Origin of the sequence: Cupriavidus lacunae, from assembly GCF_003353055.1 — a bacterium.
In the GTDB taxonomy this organism is placed as follows: Bacteria; Pseudomonadota; Gammaproteobacteria; order Burkholderiales; family Burkholderiaceae; genus Cupriavidus; species Cupriavidus lacunae.
Genome location: NZ_QKWJ01000069.1, coordinates 20,446 through 39,556, shown reverse-complemented (window position 1 = coordinate 39,556; position 19,111 = coordinate 20,446). Strand labels below are relative to the sequence as shown.

20 protein-coding genes and 1 pseudogene are annotated in these 19,111 nt (G+C 63.7%); 12 read left to right on the top strand and 9 right to left on the bottom strand.

Annotated elements, in window-relative coordinates:
- The first annotated feature begins 330 nt into the window (after nt 1-330).
- The 6 genes and pseudogenes from DN412_RS32865 (at nt 331) to DN412_RS32845 (ending at nt 4,866) form a co-directional block, all read left to right on the top strand.
- Nucleotides 331-1,056, top strand: coding sequence for a fimbria/pilus chaperone family protein (locus DN412_RS32865; RefSeq protein ID WP_115215401.1), 726 nt, complete (start codon nt 331-333; stop codon nt 1,054-1,056).
- Between the two features lie 62 nt (nt 1,057-1,118).
- Nucleotides 1,119-2,657 carry a fimbria/pilus outer membrane usher protein gene (locus DN412_RS44905; protein WP_115215398.1) on the top strand — a complete coding sequence of 513 codons (1,539 nt, stop codon included), beginning with the start codon at nt 1,119-1,121 and terminating at the stop codon, nt 2,655-2,657.
- Nucleotides 2,585-3,226 (top strand): annotated as a pseudogene (locus DN412_RS44900) (fimbria/pilus outer membrane usher protein); the annotation flags it as partial. The gene DN412_RS44905 and the pseudogene DN412_RS44900, both read left to right, overlap by 73 nt.
- Nucleotides 3,227-3,607, top strand: a complete 381-nt coding sequence (locus tag DN412_RS44895; protein ID WP_279635280.1) for a FimD/PapC C-terminal domain-containing protein — start codon at nt 3,227-3,229, stop codon at nt 3,605-3,607.
- Nucleotides 3,608-3,609: 2 nt separating this feature from the next.
- Nucleotides 3,610-4,185 (top strand): DUF1120 domain-containing protein, encoded by a 576-nt coding sequence (locus tag DN412_RS32850; RefSeq protein WP_115215396.1) that lies wholly within the window; start codon nt 3,610-3,612, stop codon nt 4,183-4,185.
- 27 nt (nt 4,186-4,212) lie between these two features.
- Nucleotides 4,213-4,866 carry a DUF1120 domain-containing protein gene (locus tag DN412_RS32845; RefSeq protein ID WP_115215395.1) on the top strand — a complete coding sequence of 218 codons (654 nt, stop codon included), beginning with the start codon at nt 4,213-4,215 and terminating at the stop codon, nt 4,864-4,866.
- A 171-nt stretch (nt 4,867-5,037) separates the two neighbouring features.
- Here the strand turns inward: DN412_RS32845 and DN412_RS32840 are convergent, their stop codons facing one another.
- Both DN412_RS32840 and DN412_RS32835 read right to left on the bottom strand, forming a co-directional pair.
- On the bottom strand, nt 5,038-5,799 hold the full coding sequence (locus DN412_RS32840; protein WP_115215394.1) for a pirin family protein: 762 nt from the start codon (nt 5,797-5,799) through the stop codon (nt 5,038-5,040).
- 87 nt (nt 5,800-5,886) lie between these two features.
- Complete coding sequence (locus DN412_RS32835; RefSeq protein WP_244222877.1) at nt 5,887-6,711, bottom strand: isochorismatase family protein; 825 nt, start codon at nt 6,709-6,711, stop codon at nt 5,887-5,889.
- Nucleotides 6,712-6,801: 90 nt separating this feature from the next.
- Here DN412_RS32835 and DN412_RS32830 point away from each other — a divergent pair, with 90 nt between their 5' ends.
- The 3 genes from DN412_RS32830 to groL all read left to right on the top strand — a co-directional run bounded on the left by DN412_RS32830 (nt 6,802) and on the right by groL (nt 10,030).
- A complete protein-coding gene (locus DN412_RS32830; protein WP_115215392.1) occupies nt 6,802-7,710 on the top strand; it encodes a LysR substrate-binding domain-containing protein in 909 nt (302 codons plus the stop codon).
- 336 nt (nt 7,711-8,046) lie between these two features.
- On the top strand, nt 8,047-8,337 hold the full coding sequence (gene groES, locus DN412_RS32825) for a co-chaperone GroES (RefSeq protein ID WP_018312524.1): 291 nt from the start codon (nt 8,047-8,049) through the stop codon (nt 8,335-8,337).
- Nucleotides 8,338-8,386: 49 nt separating this feature from the next.
- Nucleotides 8,387-10,030, top strand: coding sequence for a chaperonin GroEL (groL, locus tag DN412_RS32820; RefSeq protein ID WP_115215391.1), 1,644 nt, complete (start codon nt 8,387-8,389; stop codon nt 10,028-10,030).
- Between the two features lie 116 nt (nt 10,031-10,146).
- Here the strand turns inward: groL and DN412_RS44890 are convergent, their stop codons facing one another.
- Nucleotides 10,147-10,311, bottom strand: a complete 165-nt coding sequence (locus DN412_RS44890) for a hypothetical protein (RefSeq protein WP_244222876.1) — start codon at nt 10,309-10,311, stop codon at nt 10,147-10,149.
- A gap of 412 nt (nt 10,312-10,723) precedes the next feature.
- On the opposite strand from DN412_RS44890, the gene DN412_RS32810 reads away from it, so the two are divergent.
- The 3 genes from DN412_RS32810 to DN412_RS32800 are packed head-to-tail and all read left to right on the top strand — an operon-like array spanning nt 10,724 to nt 12,902.
- Nucleotides 10,724-11,962: a TadE/TadG family type IV pilus assembly protein gene (locus tag DN412_RS32810; RefSeq protein ID WP_115215400.1), complete on the top strand. Its 1,239-nt coding sequence runs from the start codon at nt 10,724-10,726 to the stop codon at nt 11,960-11,962.
- 9 nt (nt 11,963-11,971) lie between these two features.
- On the top strand, nt 11,972-12,463 hold the full coding sequence (locus DN412_RS32805; protein ID WP_115215390.1) for a TadE/TadG family type IV pilus assembly protein: 492 nt from the start codon (nt 11,972-11,974) through the stop codon (nt 12,461-12,463).
- Nucleotides 12,456-12,902, top strand: coding sequence for a TadE/TadG family type IV pilus assembly protein (locus DN412_RS32800; RefSeq protein WP_115215389.1), 447 nt, complete (start codon nt 12,456-12,458; stop codon nt 12,900-12,902). The genes DN412_RS32805 and DN412_RS32800 overlap by 8 nt, the downstream gene beginning before the upstream one ends.
- A gap of 81 nt (nt 12,903-12,983) precedes the next feature.
- Here DN412_RS32800 and DN412_RS32795 read toward each other — a convergent pair whose 3' ends face one another.
- The 6 genes from DN412_RS32795 to DN412_RS32770 all read right to left on the bottom strand — a co-directional run bounded on the left by DN412_RS32795 (nt 12,984) and on the right by DN412_RS32770 (nt 19,084).
- Nucleotides 12,984-13,757 carry a metallophosphoesterase gene (locus tag DN412_RS32795; RefSeq protein WP_115215388.1) on the bottom strand — a complete coding sequence of 258 codons (774 nt, stop codon included), beginning with the start codon at nt 13,755-13,757 and terminating at the stop codon, nt 12,984-12,986.
- A 219-nt stretch (nt 13,758-13,976) separates the two neighbouring features.
- Nucleotides 13,977-14,951: a type II secretion system F family protein gene (locus DN412_RS32790; protein WP_115215387.1), complete on the bottom strand. Its 975-nt coding sequence runs from the start codon at nt 14,949-14,951 to the stop codon at nt 13,977-13,979.
- Between the two features lie 77 nt (nt 14,952-15,028).
- The gene (locus DN412_RS32785) at nt 15,029-16,006 is read right to left on the bottom strand and encodes a type II secretion system F family protein (RefSeq protein ID WP_115215386.1); all 978 of its coding nucleotides are present in this window, start codon (nt 16,004-16,006) and stop codon (nt 15,029-15,031) included.
- Nucleotides 16,007-16,050: 44 nt separating this feature from the next.
- Nucleotides 16,051-17,421 (bottom strand): TadA family conjugal transfer-associated ATPase, encoded by a 1,371-nt coding sequence (locus tag DN412_RS32780; protein WP_115215385.1) that lies wholly within the window; start codon nt 17,419-17,421, stop codon nt 16,051-16,053.
- A gap of 60 nt (nt 17,422-17,481) precedes the next feature.
- Nucleotides 17,482-18,675 (bottom strand): CpaE/TadZ family protein, encoded by a 1,194-nt coding sequence (locus tag DN412_RS32775; RefSeq protein ID WP_115215384.1) that lies wholly within the window; start codon nt 18,673-18,675, stop codon nt 17,482-17,484.
- 64 nt (nt 18,676-18,739) lie between these two features.
- Nucleotides 18,740-19,084, bottom strand: coding sequence for a hypothetical protein (locus DN412_RS32770; RefSeq protein ID WP_115215383.1), 345 nt, complete (start codon nt 19,082-19,084; stop codon nt 18,740-18,742).
- Between the last annotated feature and the right edge of the window lie 27 nt (nt 19,085-19,111).

Here is a 19,111-nt window from a genome sequence, read left to right as displayed (position 1 = left end):
CGGTCTCTCGGTCTTCCATCCTTGTGTCCGTAGTCGATCAACCGATCCGAACCGCCGTGTACGGACCCGTACGCACGGTGGTGTGGGAGGGGTCGGGCCGCGAGGCCTGCCCCTATCCCGATTTGCATCCTGATGCCCTTGCCGGCAAATGCCATTTGTGGCGCCAGGAGCGTCGTACGCATGGAATGATTCCGCCTGTGAGGCAATAAACCGCAGCGTTTTAAGGCTTGCCTGATTCGGATTCGTCCGAAGATCTCCAACAATGGATACATCACAACACGATGTATTCACCGAGCGAGGCAAGTCATGAAATTCCCGCGGACAATGTTGATGAGCGCTGTGCTGGTGGTGTACGCGCTAGGCAGCCACGCCCAGACCCAGTCACCGGTCGCTACCGGCCTGCAGCTGGAGACCCCGGTAGTCGTCGTCAACACCGACGACGGCGAAGGCGTGATGACGCTGAAGAACACCGATGCGCGTCTGATGCTGCTGTACGCGTCGGTCGAGACGATTCCCGAAGACCCCACTGACCGCGTCATGGCAACGCCACCGGTCGCGCGTCTTGAGCCGGGCGATACGCAGATGGTCCGCTTCATCCTGAAGAAGAAGGAAGACCTGACCACCGAGAAACTGGCCCGCGCCATCTTTGAAGGCATCCCGCCCGCCGTGAAGAACACGGTGCGCATGACCGTGCGCCAGAACGTGCCGCTGATCATCCACCCGTCTTCGCTGCCCGTGAACAACGAGCCGTGGAAGGCGCTGAAGTACAGCCGGCTGGCCAATGGCGACGTGCAGGTGCAGAACACCGGCGCCTATGTGGTGCGCATGTCGCCGAATCTTGATCTGATGCCGGGCAACGGGCGTGCCGATCTGCCACGTACCTACATCTTGCCGGGTGAGACGGTGGTGGCCAGGCAGGGCGTTGCGCCCACAGGCACGGCCACGACGGTCAGATTGATGCCGGCTTCGGTGTTCGGCTACTTCTCCAAGCCGTATGACGCGCCGCTCGGCGCAACCGCCAAGGCCGCAGCGGCCGACGTCAACGCTGCCCGCTGATCCGCAGCAAGACTGCCGCCCGGGGCGTGCCACCCGGGTCCATCTTTTCCCTGCAGTACATCATGAATACCAAGCCCCGTCTGCTGACAATGGCAATCGCTGCCGCGATTGCCCAGATGTCACTGATGGCCCATGCCGAAGAGATCGAGTTTGATGTGAAGACCATCGAGGCGCGGGGCCTGTCGGGTCAGATCGCGGACTATTTCAAAAGGGAGAAGCGGTTTTCGCCCGGCGCGGGCATTGTGACGCTGGCGGTCAATGGCGTTGACATCGGCACTGCCGAGGTGCTTTTCAACAGCGAAGGCCAGCCGTGTATAGACAAGCCGTTCCTGGAACGCGCCGGCCTGAAGATTCCCGTGTCGATGGCAGAGGGCCAATGCCTCGGTGATCTTCGCCAGGCCTATCCGCAGGCGATCGTGCGCCTGGTGCCCGGGCGCGAACGCATCGAACTGATCGTGCCGCCGGACGCGCTGGGCGGCCCGGACAGCACGGCCGCGGCGGGCTACAGCAAGGGCGGCTGGGGCGGTGTCTTCAACTACGACGTGCTGGGCGTGCAAAGCGGCGGCGCCGCTGGCAGCAGTTCGCTGCTGCAGGGCATGACCGATCTTGGCTTCAACGCCGGCGACTGGGTGGTCCGGTCGCGCCAGAGCTTCAGCAGCAATAGCAACGGCACCAGCACGCTCGACCACCAATATGCCTACGCACAGCGATCGTTCGCGCAGCAAAAGCAGGTGGCGCAGGCTGGCGAACTGTATGTCAACAACTCGTTGTTCGCCGCGCCGCAGATCATCGGCGTGCAGGCGTTCCCGGAAGAGGCCCTGCGCCGCAACCTGGGCGCGGGCGCCTCGGCCACGGGCATTGCGCGCACCCAGGCGCGTGTCGAGGTACGCCAGGCCGGCGCGCTGATCTACAGCACACTGATGCCGCCAGGGCCGTTCACGCTGAACCAGCTGCCGATCCTCACGCCGAGCGCTGATCTGCAGGTGTCCGTGATCGAGCAGGACGGGGAAACGCGCAGCTTCACCGTGCCATTCTCGTCCTTCTCCGGAACGTTCGTGCCGCGTGAGAAGGGCTGGTCGGCGGCGCTTGGCAGGATCCGCAGCCAGGCTGGCCCCGGACTCGATGCTGACTGGCTGGGCACATTCAGCGGCGTGATGCCCATGGGCGGCCGCGCCAACCTCGCTGGCGGATTGATGCTGAGCGAAAAGTACCGGGCGCTGGGCGGCGGTGTCGACGGGCAGTTGCCTTGGAAGATCCTTGGCAGTGCCAAGGCGCTTCTTGCCGACGACGCGCGCAGCGGCACGCGGGGCCTGCAGTTCACCGGTACCCTGTCGGCGCCGCTGGCGCGGCGGCTGTCGGCCAGCCTTTCGACCGTGCAGCAAACGCCTGGCTATCGGGATCTGACCAATGCTCCGATCGCCGCCACGTCAATGCAGCCGGGGTCCGGCATGACCGGGCCTGCGCCGGCAACGTCTCCTACGACGCACGATACCGCAGCCAGTACACCGCCGGCCTCAGCTATGGCCACGACACGCTGGGCGGTTTCGGCGCAAGCTATGCGCGAACCCAGACGTTTGCCGGGGAGGCCACGCAGCGGCTGACCGCGAGCTGGTCCAGGACGTTTCGCAACAGTATGACCCTGTCGGCCAACATCGAGCGCGATCTCGGGACGCAGCGCGGCACGCTGGCCTATGTGAACCTCGCCATGCTGCTGGGCAAGGTGCAGGTGGGTAGCAATCTGCAGTACGCCAATGGCGCCGTTCGCGCCGGCGTGACTGCCGACCAGCAGATCAATGACTACATCGGCTACAACCTCTCGGCCAGCACCGACAACCAGAGCCATCAGGCGGCGGCAGGGACGCTGCGCCTGCTGCCCAGGTATACCTCCATGACGCTGGGCTACTCCGGCTACGGCGGCAGCAGCCAGTCGTTCTCGGCCAGCGCTGTCGGCGGCGTCGTACTGCATCCGCAGGGCCTGACCTTCAGTCCCTATCAGGTGCAGGACACCTTTGCCGTGCTCAGGGTGCCCGGCGTGAGCGGCGCGAAGATCGAGACCCCGCAAGGACCCGTCTGGACCGACTGGAACGGCGCCGCGGTTGCGCCGTACCTGCCGCCGTTCTCGGAAGACCGGCTGCAGCTGGCCACCGCGAGCCTGCCGCGCAATGTCGATGTGAAGAACGGCCTGCATATCACGCGGCCAGGGCGTGGATCGGTCTGCGACTACGCCTTTGGCGTGATCCGTACCCGCCGCGTGCTGCTGCATGCGCGGATGCCGGACGGGCAGTACAGCCCCAAGGGTGAAGCCGTGCTGGACAGCGCGGGCAACTACATCTCGACCGTCGGCAGTGAAGGCTCGATCTTTGTCGGCAACGGCCAGCTCAAGGGCGCCCTCTATGTGCGCAGCGAGAACGGCGCGGCCTGCACGTTGGATTTCCGCATGCCCGAAAAGCCGCCGGCGGACGTGCTGTATGAAGAGTACGACGCTGTCTGCCGACCCGGCGCGATCCCGCCGGTGGTTGACGCGCCGGCGAACGAAACCAGGCAAGGATAACGATGGGCAAGCAGAAATGGACGCGCGCGGCAGTGGTCACCGCCACGCTGGCGGGCATGCTCGGCGTGACCGGTGCGGCAACTGCCGCTGAAGCAGTGCCGGGCTGCCAGGTGACGGTCAGCAAGAGCCAGTTCGACTACGGCCGCTTCACCCGGCGCGCGCTGGATGCGCAGCCCGGACCGGACGGCGACCTCGTGGCCGGACGCCAGATGGCAACGATCAACGTGACTTGCGCCGAACCTCGCCGCGTGGCGCTGTTCTTTCGCGGCGCCGTATCGGCCGACGGCACCGCCTTTCGCTTCGGCGACCAGGGCAAGGTCCGGCTGCGCTTGTGGCGCGCGCAAGCCGACGGCCAGCCAGTGCAGATCGGGCAGGGCGATGCCGGCATGCCGGCGGTGGCATGGGGTGAACAGGCCTGGCTGGCACCGGACCGCGGCGTGGTGATCCAGGGCGGCCGCCCGCTCTCGCGCCTGACCGTGCAGATGGAGGCGCTGGCGACACTGCCCGCCATGGCCACGGCCACCGGCACCGCGCAGCGCCTTGCCGGCAGCGGCCGGATCGAGGTGCAGACCTACTGAGTGCGGCGTGCGAAAGGAACAGAACAGATGAAGACGAGACTTGGAGGGATGGCCGCGGCGATCCTGTTCACCGCCGCGCCCGCCTGGGCCGGCCCGACCGCCGAAATCAGCTTTGTCGGCGAGGTCTTGCCCACCGCCTGTCAGATCAGTGCAGGCGCGCAGACCACGGTGGACTACGGCAACATCACCCGCACCGCGCTCTCCGCCACTGACATGACCCAGCTGCCGAGCCGGCCCATCTCGGCCCTTACCGTGCAGTGCGACAGCCAGACCAGCATCGGTCTGCGCGCGGTGGACAACCGCAGTGGCGTGATTGACTACGGCGCGCTGGCACTGGCCGGCGGCGGCACCGTGGCGCCCGCGCAAACGGATCGCCGCTTCAGCCTTGGGCAGACCTCGGCCGGCAAGCCGGTCGGCGTGTGGGCAGTGGCGTTTTCCGGCGCCAGCGTCGACGGCGTGCCGGCCGATATCGGCGTCGTGGCCGGCGGCGTGCTGCGGCTGGCGATCGCGACAAGGTGTTGCGCAACGACGGCAAGGCAATCACGTGGGTGTCAGGCGGGCAGCTTGCCACGGGCAGGGTTTTCTCCGTCTCCGGCGATGTCTCGGCCGGGGTCGCCAGGTTGGGCGAGCTGCCCGGCGCGGCGCCGGTACGGCTCGACGGCATGGCCACCATCGAAGTGATCTACCTGTAGAAGCGATCAGTCTTCGCGCATGATCATGCGGCGAAGCAACCCAACCGGCAGGAATGGCCCCGAGCAGGGGCGCCGCTGCATGACATATTCCCGAGGCTCGGTCTGGTGCGGCAATCCGTCGACGTACTTGAGGCGCTCGCTCGCTGACCTTCCCGGGTAGTCAGCTTGCGACCCCGACCGGGGCGCCGGACATCAGAACAAAATGGCTGACGTTTTCGCTGGTGATTGCGAGCGGCGTGCCGTCACGAGGTGTCTGGATTGCCAACGCCTGCCCGGCTGAAAGCCGGGCTTCCCGGTCATGCAGAAAAATGCGCGGTTCGCCGGCGAGCACGTAGAGCCATGTGCTTGCGTGCAACTGGCCCGAGAAGTCAAAGGTCGCCCCGCTGTCAAAGAAGCAGTCAAGCAGCAGGAACTCCTGCGGGAGGGCGATGGGAGACGAAACGTTGCCGAGCTTGCCTGCTACGACGCGGACCCTCAGGCCATCTTCGACCAACGCTGGAATATCCTCGGAATCCAGGTCGATGGCGTACGGCGACACTGATTTCAGTTCCTGCGGAAGTTCGACGAAGATTTGCAGCCCATGCGTTTCGGCGCCTTCGATCGCCGGCCATTCATCGTGGACAGCACCGCTACCTGCGACCATCCAATGGAGCGCGCCTGGACGAATCGGGCGGAAGTTCCCGATGGAGTCTCGATTCTGGTGCGCGCTGGTCGAATCCTCGAAGACATAGGTGATCGCAGAGAATCCGGCATGAGGATGCGGCCCGAAGGTAGGTGCCCGCATCCGGAAGTGGTCGACCATCAGCAAGGGGTTGGGCGTGCCATTCTTGCGATTGAAATTCAGTGCATCAAAATGGTCGCCGATAACCAGCTCGTTTCCTTTCACGGGACCGGCAATCCTCACATCATCTGCAGCATGCATTGTTCGAACCTCATATAGCCGTGAACGTTTTCGGAGAGGTCCGGCGGGGCAGCATCACAGCGCCTTTTCGCCGAACCCATTTCAAGCTCACTTGGCTGGGCTGTTCTTGAGCTGCCATACGAGGCCGGCAAAGGGCATGTCGAGGTCGGCATAGACCTGCTGCGCTTTCGGATCATTGTTCCCGTGCAGCATCTCCACCCCGGCCGTGGCGTAGTCAGTCACCGTAATGCCGGCGGTGGCCAGGCGCTGCAGTCCGGCAGTGCGCTTGGCATCGCTGAACGTACCCGATGCGTCCAGTACCACGCGCGGATCGTAGCCCGCTGCCTTCAGTGTCAATGCCGGGAACGTGGCGCAAACCTCCAGCGACACGCCGGCAATCAGCACTTGCTTGCGGCCGGTCTTTTCAATGGCAGCCCGAACCTTCGGGTCATCCCACGCATTGATAGCCGTGCGGTTGATCACCGGTACGCCCGGAAGCGCGGCAGTCAGTTCGGGAATGGTGGGGCCCCACATGCCATCCGGCATCGTGGCGGTGACCACCACCGGAATCCCGAGCGTCTTCGCCGCCTTGGCCAGGCCCACCACGTTGTGCTTGAGCTGGCCGAGGTCAATGTCGCGCACGCCGGTGAACAGGCCCACCTGATGATCAACCAGCAGAAGTACCGTGTTGTCCCGGGACAGCAGGGAGGGGGTCGCGGCAGCGGGTGCCGCGGCATTGTTGGCGGGGGCGGCGGTAGCCACGCCGGTCATGGCAGCGGAAGTGGTGACAAGGGCCAGCGCGAGAACGGTGGCTTTCAGGAACGAGTGAGTTTTCATGATCGACAAAAATCCTTGATGGTTGGAGAAGGCAGCGACGTATCTGCGCCGCCTGTGACCGTCCGGTGCATCACATAACCGGGTTGGATCCATCATAGGCACGCAACGATCAACGATAAATATGGTACATAGCAACCTATCGTTTCCATCAGGAAACGATGCGCCCAACGGAAGCAGGCTAATGCCATGTCTCTCGACCTGAACGACCTCTATTTCTTTGCAAAGGTGATCGAGCACCGCGGCTTCACCGCGGCAGGCGAGGCCCTCGGCGTCAGCAAGTCGCATATTTCCCGACGGGTCACCGGCCTGGAAACCACGCTGGGCGTCCGGCTGCTCCAGCGAACGTCTCGTCGTCTGAGCCTGACAGATGCCGGCCAGGAGCTGTACGACCATTGCCGCGCCATGATTTCGGAGGCACAAGCTGGTGAAGAAGCCGTTCGTCGGCGAACGGCCGAGCCCACCGGGCTGGTGCGGGTCAGCGTGCCGGTTCCGCTGACAGATACCGTGCTGGCCAGGCTGATCCCTCGTTTCATGCAGCGCTACCCCAAGGTGCGGCTCGCCATCCAGGCCAGCAACCGGCAGGTTGACCTCGTTGAGGAACATATCGACGTGGTAATACGCGGCCTGGGCACGGAGATGGAATCATCCAGCCTGGTGCAGGCTCCCCTGTGCACCGCTCGCTGGGGGCTGGTTGCCAGCCGGGCGTATCTGGCCCGGACCACCGTGATCGACTCTCCCGAGTCACTGCCGCCTGGCGATTTCCTGATGTATGCCTCGATCCATGAACCAACGACCGTCTTGCGCCTGGTCTGCACGACCGGCGACGTAGCCACCTGGACAATTCAACCGCGCCTGCAAAGCGACAATATCGCCTCATTGAAAGAGGCGGCGCTGGCCGGGATGGGCATCGCAAGCTTGCCCCTCTATGCCTGCAGAAGCGAGATCGAGGCCGGAGCCTTGTCAGTCTTGCTGCCGGAGTGGCGCCCCCGGGAGGGTCGATTGGCCGTGCTGTTTCCGACCCGTCGGGGAATGATGCCTGCCGTGCGCGCGCTTGTAGACTTTTTGAAGGACGAGCTGCCCCGGGAGGTCAGCTAGCAGCGTTGGCCTGCGAGCTACAGGCCGCTCCGTCCCGGTCTGGCGGCATAACCTACTGATTTATAAGAAGCTTTGCCGAGCTGACTGCGTGAAGGTGGCAATGTTTGCGTTCAAAGTTAAGTGAGTAAAGTTCAACGTCGAGTGAATCTCGACATCGTCCTCGGGAAAACCCGCATCACCCCCCTGTCTTGAAATGCCCCTACCCCGTCCCTATAATTAGCACTCGTCAGGGGTGAGTGCTAACAGCCTCCTGCGACACCTGCATTTCTGACGGCCGTCGCCTCGGTAGCCGGCCGATTTGTGACTAAAAACTCACTTTTGTATCTAGGAGTCCGTATGAATCTGCGTCCTTTGCACGACCGCGTGATCGTGAAGCGTCTGGACAACGAAACCAAGACCGCGTCCGGTATCGTGATTCCCGACAATGCTGCCGAAAAGCCCGATCAAGGCGAAGTGCTCGCCGTCGGTCCCGGCAAGAAGGATGACAAGGGCAACAATATTGTCCTCGACGTCAAAGTGGGTGACCGCGTGCTGTTCGGCAAGTACGCCGGCCAGGCCGTGAAGGTGGAAGGCCAGGAACTGCTGGTCATGCGCGAAGAAGACATCATGGCCGTGGTGAACAAGTAATCCGTTACTTGCAGAATCCCACCCGTACAGAATTCAGGAGAATCAGAACATGGCAGCAAAAGACGTAGTGTTCGGCGACGCCGCACGTGCCAAGATGGTCGAAGGCGTGAACATCCTCGCCAACGCAGTCAAGGTGACCCTGGGCCCGAAGGGCCGCAACGTAGTGCTGGAGCGCAGCTTCGGCGGCCCGACCGTCACCAAGGACGGTGTGTCCGTGGCCAAGGAAATCGAGCTGAAGGACAAGCTCCAGAATATGGGCGCGCAGATGGTCAAGGAAGTGGCTTCCAAGACCAGCGACAACGCCGGTGACGGTACCACCACCGCTACCGTGCTGGCCCAGTCGATCGTGCGCGAAGGCATGAAGTACGTTGCCGCCGGCATGAACCCGATGGACCTGAAGCGCGGTATCGACAAGGCTGTCACCGCTGCCGTGGAAGAGCTGAAGAAGGTCAGCAAGCCCACCACCACCAGCAAGGAAATCGCCCAGGTTGGCGCCATCTCGGCCAACAGCGACACCTCGATTGGCGAGCGCATCGCCGAAGCCATGGACAAGGTCGGCAAGGAAGGCGTGATCACGGTTGAAGACGGCAAGTCGCTGGCCGACGAGCTGGAAGTCGTGGAAGGCATGCAGTTCGACCGCGGCTACCTGTCGCCGTACTTCATCAACAACCCGGAAAAGCAGGTTGTCCAGCTGGACAGCCCGTTCGTGCTGCTGTTCGACAAGAAGGTCTCGAACATCCGCGACCTGCTGCCGGTGCTGGAGCAAGTGGCCAAGGCTGGCCGCCCGCTGCTGATCATCGCTGAAGACGTCGAGGGCGAAGCCCTGGCGACCCTGGTGGTCAACAACATCCGTGGCATCCTGAAGACCGCCGCCGTCAAGGCCCCGGGCTTCGGCGACCGCCGCAAGGCCATGCTGGAAGACATCGCCATCCTGACCGGCGGCACCGTCATCGCTGAAGAAATCGGCCTGACGCTGGAAAAGGCTACCCTGAACGACCTGGGCCAGGCCAAGCGCATCGAGATCGGCAAGGAAAACACCATCATCATCGACGGCGCCGGCGACGGTTCGACGATTGAAGGCCGCGTGAAGCAAATCCGCGCCCAGATCGAAGAAGCGACCTCGGACTACGACCGTGAGAAGCTGCAAGAGCGCGTGGCCAAGCTGGCCGGCGGTGTTGCCGTGATCAAGGTTGGCGCTGCCACCGAAGTCGAAATGAAGGAAAAGAAGGCCCGCGTGGAAGACGCCCTGCACGCCACCCGCGCTGCGGTGGAAGAAGGCATCGTCCCCGGCGGTGGTGTGGCCCTGCTGCGTGCCCGCGCTGCGATCTCGGCACTGACCGGCGACAACGCCGACCAGAACGCCGGTATCAAGATCGTGCTGCGCGCCATGGAAGAACCGCTGCGCCAGATCGTTCTGAACGCCGGTGAAGAAGCTTCGGTGGTCGTTGCCAAGGTTATCGAAGGCAAGGGCAACTACGGCTACAACGCCGCTTCGGGCGAGTACGGCGACCTGGTGGAAATGGGCGTGCTGGACCCGACCAAGGTCACCCGCACCGCACTGCAGAACGCCGCTTCGGTGGCTTCGCTGATGCTGACCACCGACTGCGCAGTTGCCGAATCGCCGAAGGAAGAGTCGGCTCCGGCGATGCCGGGCGGCATGGGCGGCATGGGCGGCATGGAAGGCATGATGTAATTCATCGCCGACCGACTGCCCTCACGGGCAGGCTGTCTTGAAAAACCCCCGCGGGTGCGAGCCCGCGGGGGTTTTTCTTTGGGTCGCGGCACCTGTCTTGCGCAGGCGCTGGCGGGTCAGACCTCGGCCACGCAGCACCAGTTGAAGTGCTTGTTCTCCAGCTCGCCGGTGCGGCGGCTGACATAGCCGCGCGGGTCAGACGTCGACGTTCTTCTGTTGGCCCCGCACTGACGGAGCGCCGCACGCGTGATGCTCAGCTTGTGGGCTAAGGTATGAGTCAAATCTGTAACGCACTTTGCTGCTACAGGAGACTTCTTGCCACTTGCTTGTCGGGCTGAGCAGGCACAGCCAGCAGGTTTTTGACCCCGGCAAGTGACCTTGATCGCACCATTGCGCCGAAGTATGCCGATTTGCGTTGCCCGTGAGCTGGAACGGGCATCGCTGATCGGGCCATCAATATCCCGGCGCACTGCCTAGCGTGCCCCCCTCCAGGCTGTGCCTCTGCATACTGATTCCGCCATAGGGCCGATACCAATTGCCGTTGGCATGACCAAGAATGCTTGTACGAAGCCAGGTATCGGGATGTTCCCAGCATAGTCTGCCGGTCGCACATGTGTCGCTGGCAGCCGTGGAGTCTGGCTATGACGGCGGACCCAAACCGGGTGCTCTGTCTCCTATCCAAGGGCGATGCTTATGTCCAGGTATAGCAAAAAGAAGGCAAAAGGGGTCATTCTTCCGATTGTGGGCCTGATCCTGGCCGTGTTGCTCGGCATGGCCGGACTGGTCATCGACCTGGGCGCGATGTTTGTCGCGAAGACGGAGCTACAGTCTGCCGTCGATAGCTGCGCGCTGGCAGCTGCCCAGGAACTCGATGGTGCGGCGGATGCCCTGACAAGGGCCACGAGCGCCGGGCTGACCGCCGGGAACGCCAACAAGGTCAAGTACCAGAAGACCTCCGCAGCCATCGTCGATACAGACGTCACCTTCAGCGATACGCTGGGCGGCTCCTATAGTTCGACCTTTGTGCCGGTGGCAAAGGCGCGCTACGCAAAATGCGGTCATGCCACCTCGGGGATTGCGGCCTATCTGATCCAGATGGTCGGAGGTCCAACCAGCACCAGCGTCGCCGCAGTCGGCGTTGCAACCCGGACTCATGCTCAGAGCACTTGCCCGATTCCAATTGGCCTGGTTCCCAAACCGGCAACTAGCGCGCCTGATTATGGGTTCGCGACTGGTGAATGGGTAACCGTGCTTTACGACGGCACGAAGTCGGCATCGCCTGGGGAGATGGGCTGGTTCAATCTTGATGGATCCAAGAACGCCAATGAGACAAAGAACGAAATGGCCGTTGGATACTGCAACTCCAAGGTCAACGATACGCTTGGAACCCCAGGGGCCAAGGTGGCCGTGGATGACCAGTGGAACAGCCGCTTCGGCATCTACAAGAACAACGGCGACATGACGCTCATGCGGCCGGACTTTACGGGGTATGCCTATACGAGCACGAACTGGCCGAGTGGCAAGCAGGCATATTCCGGTTCGTCGGGTGGTACCGATCCGACAGCGGCTAATTTCAAGGCGAAGCGGCTCGCATACGCGAGCTACGCGGACACCAGTACCGATGTCAAGGTCGGCGATACGATTACCAATCTGAATATGAAGGGCGGCTACAAAATCCTGGCGGCGCCAGGTAGTACCGGCGATTTTGCAAAACTGGGGATGAGCCGCCGCCTGGTGATCGTGCCGGTCGTCTCGACCGCCTCGAAAGTCCTGGATTTCGCCTGCATGCTCATGCTCCAGCCGATCAGCGGACCTACCGTATCGGTCCAGTTCGAGTATCTGGGCAATGCCGCATCGATCAGTAGTCCGTGCACGACGAATGGTCTTGCCGGCGGGAATTTCGGTCCCATGATCCCGGCCCTTGTTGAGTAGGGGAAATCGATGAAGAAGCGACAAAAAGGCGTGGCGCTCGTCGAGCTCGGCATCACCATCTCCTTGCTGTTGGCGATCTGCTTTGCAGTCACGGAATTCGGCCGGGCCATCTACACATACAACACGCTGGCGAAATCGGTTCGTGACGCGACGCGCTACCTGAGTACGCAGGCCGCGGGCAGCGCGGCCGCACACGCCACGGCGCAACAGCTGGCGGTGTACGGTACGCCCGTAGCCAGCGCCAACCAGCCGACACTGGTGCCGGGCCTGACTACCAGCATGGTGAGCATCTGTGATGCGGCGGATCCGGCATGCACGTCGAATACGGGCCAGGGTAGCAATCCGGCAATCAACACGGTAACGGTCCGAATCTCCGGCTATACGTTCACGCCAGTCCTGGACCTGCTTGGATTTACCCGGTTCTATGCCGGCGGCAACACTTCCCTTACCTCGATTCCCTTCAGCGATATCTCAGCGACGATGAGGCAAGCTTATGAATAGGCGCGAGAGAGGTACGACAGCGGTTGAATTCGCCCTTGTGGCGGTACTCTTCTTTTCATTGCTGCTTGGCATACTGGAGTTCGGGCGGGTGCTGTACACCTGGAATGCCGTCGCAGAAGCCACCCGGTGGGGAGCGAGACAGGCTGTAGTCTGCGGCCGAGGATCGTCGTCAGTGCTCACTCGTATGCAACAGATTCTGCCAAGCCTCACGTCCAGCAACGTTTCCGTCAACTGGTACGACTCCAACGGAATCAGTGCCAGTTGCGACAGCACCTCCTGCACGGGGGTCTCTGTCAGCGTGGCAGGATTGACTGTTTCCCCGGTATCTCCGTCGTCCTGGGTCGGCTTTTCCAGCCTGGCTGTTCCCGGTTTCCTAACTTACCTTCCGCGGGAAATCATGGGGCAGGATGCGGGGAGCAGCACCGTCTGCGGCACTTAGGACGCAGGCCAGGGGCGCCCCCGCCGGCGTGAGCCGGCGGGGGCGCCTTGCTTTCCGGTCCACAAGATGCCTGCCCCGGCATCAGATCTCGACCACGCAACACCAGTCGAAGCGCTTGTTCTCCAGTTCGCCGGTGCGGCGGCTGACGTAGCCGCGCGGGTTGCAGACCACGCGCGAATCGTCGATGCAGTAGTCGAAGCTGGTGTGGGTATGGCCGTGGATCCACAAGTCCGCCCGCGCCACCAGGTCGGGCCGGCGCGACAGGAAGCCGCCGGACACCAGGTCGTGCGAATAGCGCGGGTCCAGGCTGCCCAGGTCCGGGCCGTGGTGCGTGACCACCACGGTCTTGCCGTCGTAGGGCTGCGCCAGTTGGGCGGAAAGCCACTCAGACGCAGCCTGGTGGCGCGCCAGCGCGTCCTCCGGCGTGAAATGGCGCATCCGGCCATCGTTGCCACCGACCTCGATCAGCCGGTGATCCAGCATCACTTTGGCGCAAGCCTGCATCGCTTCCTCGCGTCGGTCGGTGCCAAACAGCGAGTAGTCCGTCCACCAGGTCGTGCCGACAACGCGCACGCCATCGAATTCGGCCACCGTGCTATTAAGCAGATGCATCCCCGCATGCGCGGCGGCGGCATCGGCCATCAGTTGGTCCACCGTCTCGAAGTTGCCCTCGTAGTACTCGTGGTTGCCCGGCACGTAGACCACGGGCTGGCTGAAGGTGCGGGCAGCCCAGTCGATGCCGTCGCGCCCGTTGGCGATATCGCCGGCCAGCACCACGATGTCGGCATCGCAGGCGGGTACGGACTGCGGCAGGTTGTGTTCGATGTGGAGGTCGCTCAGGATGCGAAGCTTCATGGGGACTCCGAAGGCGAGCGGGGCTCGCTGCATGGGCCGCTGCGGCGGCGTGGCGGACTGCCTGCATTCTTAAAGAGGCGGCCGGCCAGGTCAAGTCCCAGGGCATCCGGCAGGAAAGCGGGAAGCAAAAAGGCCCGGAACCAGTCCGGGCAAGTGACTGTCTTGCCGGCATTGCACCGGGAGACAGCCGGGGGAAACGTTCGCGGTTTCCCGGAAGTATCAGCCGCCCTGTCCGGTCATGGTCGGCAGCAGGACGCGATAGATCTGGATGAAGGCGGGCCCGAGCAGCACCAGGAGCAGCGACGGGAAGATGGTGAAGATCAGCGGGAACAGCAGCTTCAGCGCAATCTTTGCGGCCTGTTCCTCGGCGCGCATGCGGCGCTTGGTGCGCAGCATGTCGGACAGCACGCGCAGGGATTCTCCCAGACTGGTGCCGAAGCGATCCGCCTGGACCAGCATGGAGGCAAACTTCTCCACGTCTTCCACGCCGGTGCGCAGCGCCAGGTTGGTCAGCGCCTTTTCCTTGGAGAATCCCGAACGAAGTTCCAGCAGCATCAGTTGAAGTTCGTCGGCCAGCACCGGGCAGCGCAGCGCCAGCTCGTCTGCCACTCGCATCAGCGCGGCATCGAGCCCGAGGCCGGCTTCCACGCAGACGGTCAGCAGGTCGATCACGTCCGGGAACTCTTCGAACACCGTGCGCTGGCGTTGTGCGACCTTGCGCGCCAGTATGGCATTCGGCAGGTAGTAGCCGATCGCTCCGAGCACCGCAAGCAACGCGAACATGATGCTCTGGTCCTGCAGCCCGGGCTGTCCGGAGGCTGCCACCAGCCCGATCATCGGCAGGGCGATGGCCAGCACGGTCTTGGCAGCAAAGTACAGCGGTGCGGCACTGGCATTGCGCCAGCCGGCATTCATGAAGCGCACGCGCAGCTGCGAGCTCTCCCAGCCTTCCTTGGGCAGGGACAAGCGCGACACGGGCTGGGCCCATTGCACCAGCTTCTCGATCAGCGCATGCTGCCGGCCCGTTTCGGCTCCGAGCTGACCCGCCTGGCCCGCGATCTGCTCCGCCCGGCCGCGCAGGCGGTTGGGCGAGAACACGTAGAGCACCCCGAGCACCGTGCCGAATGCCGCCACGAAGATCAGCGCGAGCACGACAAACTGGTCGGCCTGAAACCCCTGGATAATGCCTTGCATGATGGACTCCCGTCAGGATGGCTGTCCAAGCCCTGCTTCTTTGAGCACTGCATGTAGCGATACCGCGCGCCCCGCCTTCAGACCCGGATCCGGATGATCTTGCGCATCCATAGCACGCCGAAAGTCATCGACACCAATGCGCCGCCGATCATCCGCAACCCGATCGGGTCTTCCCACAGCACCCTCATGAAGCCGGGATTGACCATCAGGATCAGCCCCGCGGTGCCGAATGGCAGCAGGCCTAGTACCCACGCAGACATCTTGCCTTCCGCTGACAGCACGCGGATCTTGTCGAACAGCTTCAGCCGCTCGCGTACCATCGTGGCGATGGTGTCAAGGATCTCCGCCAGGTTGCCGCCGCTTTCACGCTGGATCAGCACCGCGATGACGAAGTAGCGCAGATCGCCTACCGGCACCCTTATGGCCAGGTTGGTCATGGCCTCGTCCAGCGCCACGCCGTAGTTGATCTCTTCGAAGGTCGTGCGGAACTCGGGCCCGAGCGGTGCCTTCATTTCCTGTCCGACCATGCTGAGCGCGCTGCTGAACGAGTGGCCGGCACGCAAGGCTCGGCTGATCATGTCGACGGCATCGGGCAATTGCGCTTCCATCTGCTTGAGCCGCTTGCCGCGCTGGCCCATGACGTGGAGCACCGGCAGCACGGCGGTCAACGCCGCGCCGACCAGCACCAGTGGTATCGGAACTGGCAACAGCGGAATTAACGCGAGCGTGCAGAGCGCCACCATTGCACAGTATCCCAGCAGCTGTGCCACTGACCAGGAACTTCCGGATTGCTCTAACCAGCGGTCAAGTGCGCCCATGCGTGGCACGCTCATCAGCCACTTCTGCATGCGCGGCGAGCCGGCCAGCAGGCGTTTCTTCAGGATCGACAACTGCTCAGCGCTGACATGTCCGCCCGCCGACAGGGCTCGCAGTCGCGCTTCGATACGCTTGGCCGCCGGGCCGTGGGCGTTGTTCCACCACAGGTAGATGCCCTCGACGCAGAGCACCACGGCAACGAACAGCAGGATGCCGAAGGCGTAGAAGATCGTGCTCATGTGTATCTCCCCGGGGCGTTGTTGGTTCTCTCGGTTCAGGCGGATCAGACTTCGTAGCGCTTTGCCGGGTCATAGGTCTCGTCCGGCAGGCCCACGCCGAACACGCGCAGCCGTTCGGCAAACTTGGGATACACCCCGGTAGCCCGGAAGTTGCCGCGCACCGCTCCGTCCTTGTCCACGCCGGTGCGCTGAAAGGTGAAGATTTCCTGCATGTTGATGATGTCGCCCTCCATGCCGGTGATTTCCTGGATGCTGACGATCTTGCGCCGACCGTCGGTCATGCGCGCCGCTTGCACGATCACGGTGATGGCTGAGGCGATCTGCTGCCGCATGGCCTTTGCCGGCATGGTCAGGCCGGCCATACTGACCATGTTCTCCAGCCGCGTCAGCGCATCGCGCGGGGTGTTGGCATGGATGGTGGTCAGCGAGCCTTCGTGGCCGGTGTTCATCGCGTTGAGCATGTCCAGCGCTTCGCCGCCGCGTACTTCGCCCAGGATGATGCGGTCCGGGCGCATCCGCAGGGCGTTGCGCACCAGCGCGCGCTGCGTGATCTCGCCCTTGCCCTCGATATTTGGCGGGCGTGTTTCCAGGCGCAGTACATGGGGCTGGCGCAACTGCAGTTCGGCCGCGTCCTCGATGGTGACCACGCGTTCGTCTTCCGGAATAAAGCCCGACAGGATGTTCAGCAGCGTGGTCTTGCCGCTGCCGGTGCCGCCGGACACCAGCACATTGACCTTGGCCTGCGACAGCGCCTGCAGCAGCTGCGCCATCTGCGGTGTCAGGCTGCGCAGGTTCACCAGGTCGGATACCTGCAGGGGATTCACGGCAAAGCGCCGAATCGACAGCAGCGGCCCGTCGATGGCCGAAGGCGGGATGATCGCGTTGACGCGCGAGCCGTCGGGCAGGCGTGCGTCGACCATCGGGCTGGTCTCGTCGATGCGGCGCCCGACGCGCGAGACGATCTTCTCGATCACCTTCATCAGGTGGGCGTCGTCGTAGAATACAACGTCGGTCAGCTCCAGCTTGCCGCGTCGCTCCACATAGGTCTGGCGTGCGGTGTTGACCAGGATGTCCGATACGGTGGGATCCTTCAGCAGCGGCTCGAGCGGGCCGAAGCCGAACATCTCGTCGTAGATCTCCACCGTCAGCAGGCGCCGCTCGTTGTCGTTGAGCAGCACCTTCTGCTCGTCGATGATCAGGTTGACCAGCGCAGCGATCTCCTGCCGCACCTGCTCTGGCGGATAGAGCGCCAGCCGCTCGAGTTCCACGCGGTCCAGCACAGTCTCGTGCACGTCCCGCTTGAGTTGGTGGTAGCCGCCCGCTGCGGAGGCTGCCGAGGTGGCGAACTGGATCGCGGCATGGCCGTTTGCAGTGAAGGCGGGCCCGGCGCTGGCCAGCTGTTCGCGGATGGACATGATGGACTCCTCGTTATTGGCTTCTGTGGGCCGGCGCCAGGCCGGCCATCGTCATCGCAATCAGGTGCTCTTCGCGCGCAGCATCAGCCGCCGCAGCGGGGATACGGCTTCGGTCTGGCTGCGCCGCTCGGCTTCCGGGGCTGCGCACAGCTGCGTGGCCATGGCCTGCAGCGCGCGCGCCATGGCGCTGCGCCGGCTCAGCTTGGCGATGGGCTCGCCATGGCTGACGGCTTCGTCCACGGCTGCGGAATCGTCGGGCAGGGAAAAGGCGACCTTCATGCCGAAGATCTCTTCCATCGTCGGTCGCGGCATCTCGTGCTTGCGGCCAGCGCGGTTCAGCACCAGGCGGATCTTGTCGGCGGGGTAGTGCAGCGCGCGCAGGATATCGAGCAGGCGGCGGCCCGGGCGCCCAAACGCGATTGCAGGCTCGGTCACCACGCAGATGCGGTCGCTGTGGTCCAGCACGCCGATCGACAGGGGGTCGACGCTCTGGCCCAGGTCGAAAATCACAAAGTCATAGGCCGGCTGCACCACGGACAGGATCCATTCCAGCTTGTCCTTCTGGATCTGGCTGGCCTTGATCGGATCGGCCGCACCCGCAAGCACGTCGAGGCCGTTGCCTACATGCACCAGGCAGGCCTCCAGGAAGGCGCTATCCATGCGGTCGATCTGGTTACAGATATCCGGCAGCGTCGAAGGCGGCGTCTTGTCGCTGACGATATAGGTCAGGTCGCCGAAATGGCGATTCAGGTCCACCACCAGCACGCGCTTGCCAAGGTGCCGGGCCAGCGCATCGCCCAGGTTGGCCGCCACGAAGCTGGTGCCCGCGCCGCCCTTGCATGAGATCATAGAGATCACCTGGCCCGTCTCCTGTGCGCGCGGCACATGGGAGGCCTCCACGCGCTTCAGCGCCTCGGCCAGCTGTCCCTTCTCCAGCGGCCACGACAGCACGTCGCGGATGCCTGCACGCATTGCCTTGATCAGCACCTCGGAACTTGGTGCCTGTGTAACCAGGATGCACGGCAGTTCAGGGTGCTGCTGGCGCAGCGTCTCGATGGCCTGCATCTGTGATGCATTGATCGCGGGCAATTCCAGGATCAGCAGGTCGGCCATGCGCAGCCGGCTGGCGTGGAATGGAAAGCGCGCCAGGCCTTCCTGCAGCGACATGGTCTGGAAGTTGCCGACCACGGCGCTGAGCCGGTTGATCTCGACCAGGCGATCGGCGTCTTCGGATGCGATCAGGATCTTCAGCATGGTGTCCTCACAAATTCTCTTGCGCTTGCCTGGGTTGGATGGGCTGGCGTCACCCTGGGCGGTTTCAGCGCGAGCCGCCGCCGCCCATACCAACGCCCCCGTAGCCACCAGCGCCGAAGTCGATGCTGAAGCCGCCCGGCGCGCCAGTGCCCGACTGCATCCGGATCAGCGAACGGTCAAGGTTTCTCATCGCCGCCACTGCCGTCTTGCCGTCCGTACCGGTGACGGTGGGCAGGCCGGCAGGCGCGTCGGGATTGATGATCTGCAGCTGCGTGACGGTGGCCAGGGCCACCCCGCGCTGGCCGTCCCACACCGGGGTGGATGTCATGCAGGCCGACAGCGCCAGGCAGGCCAGGCCGCCCAGCATCAGGACGGCGGTGCCGCGCGAAAGCTTCAGTGTCTTGTTCATGGTCGTTCTCCGATTCTGCTGGTGGCG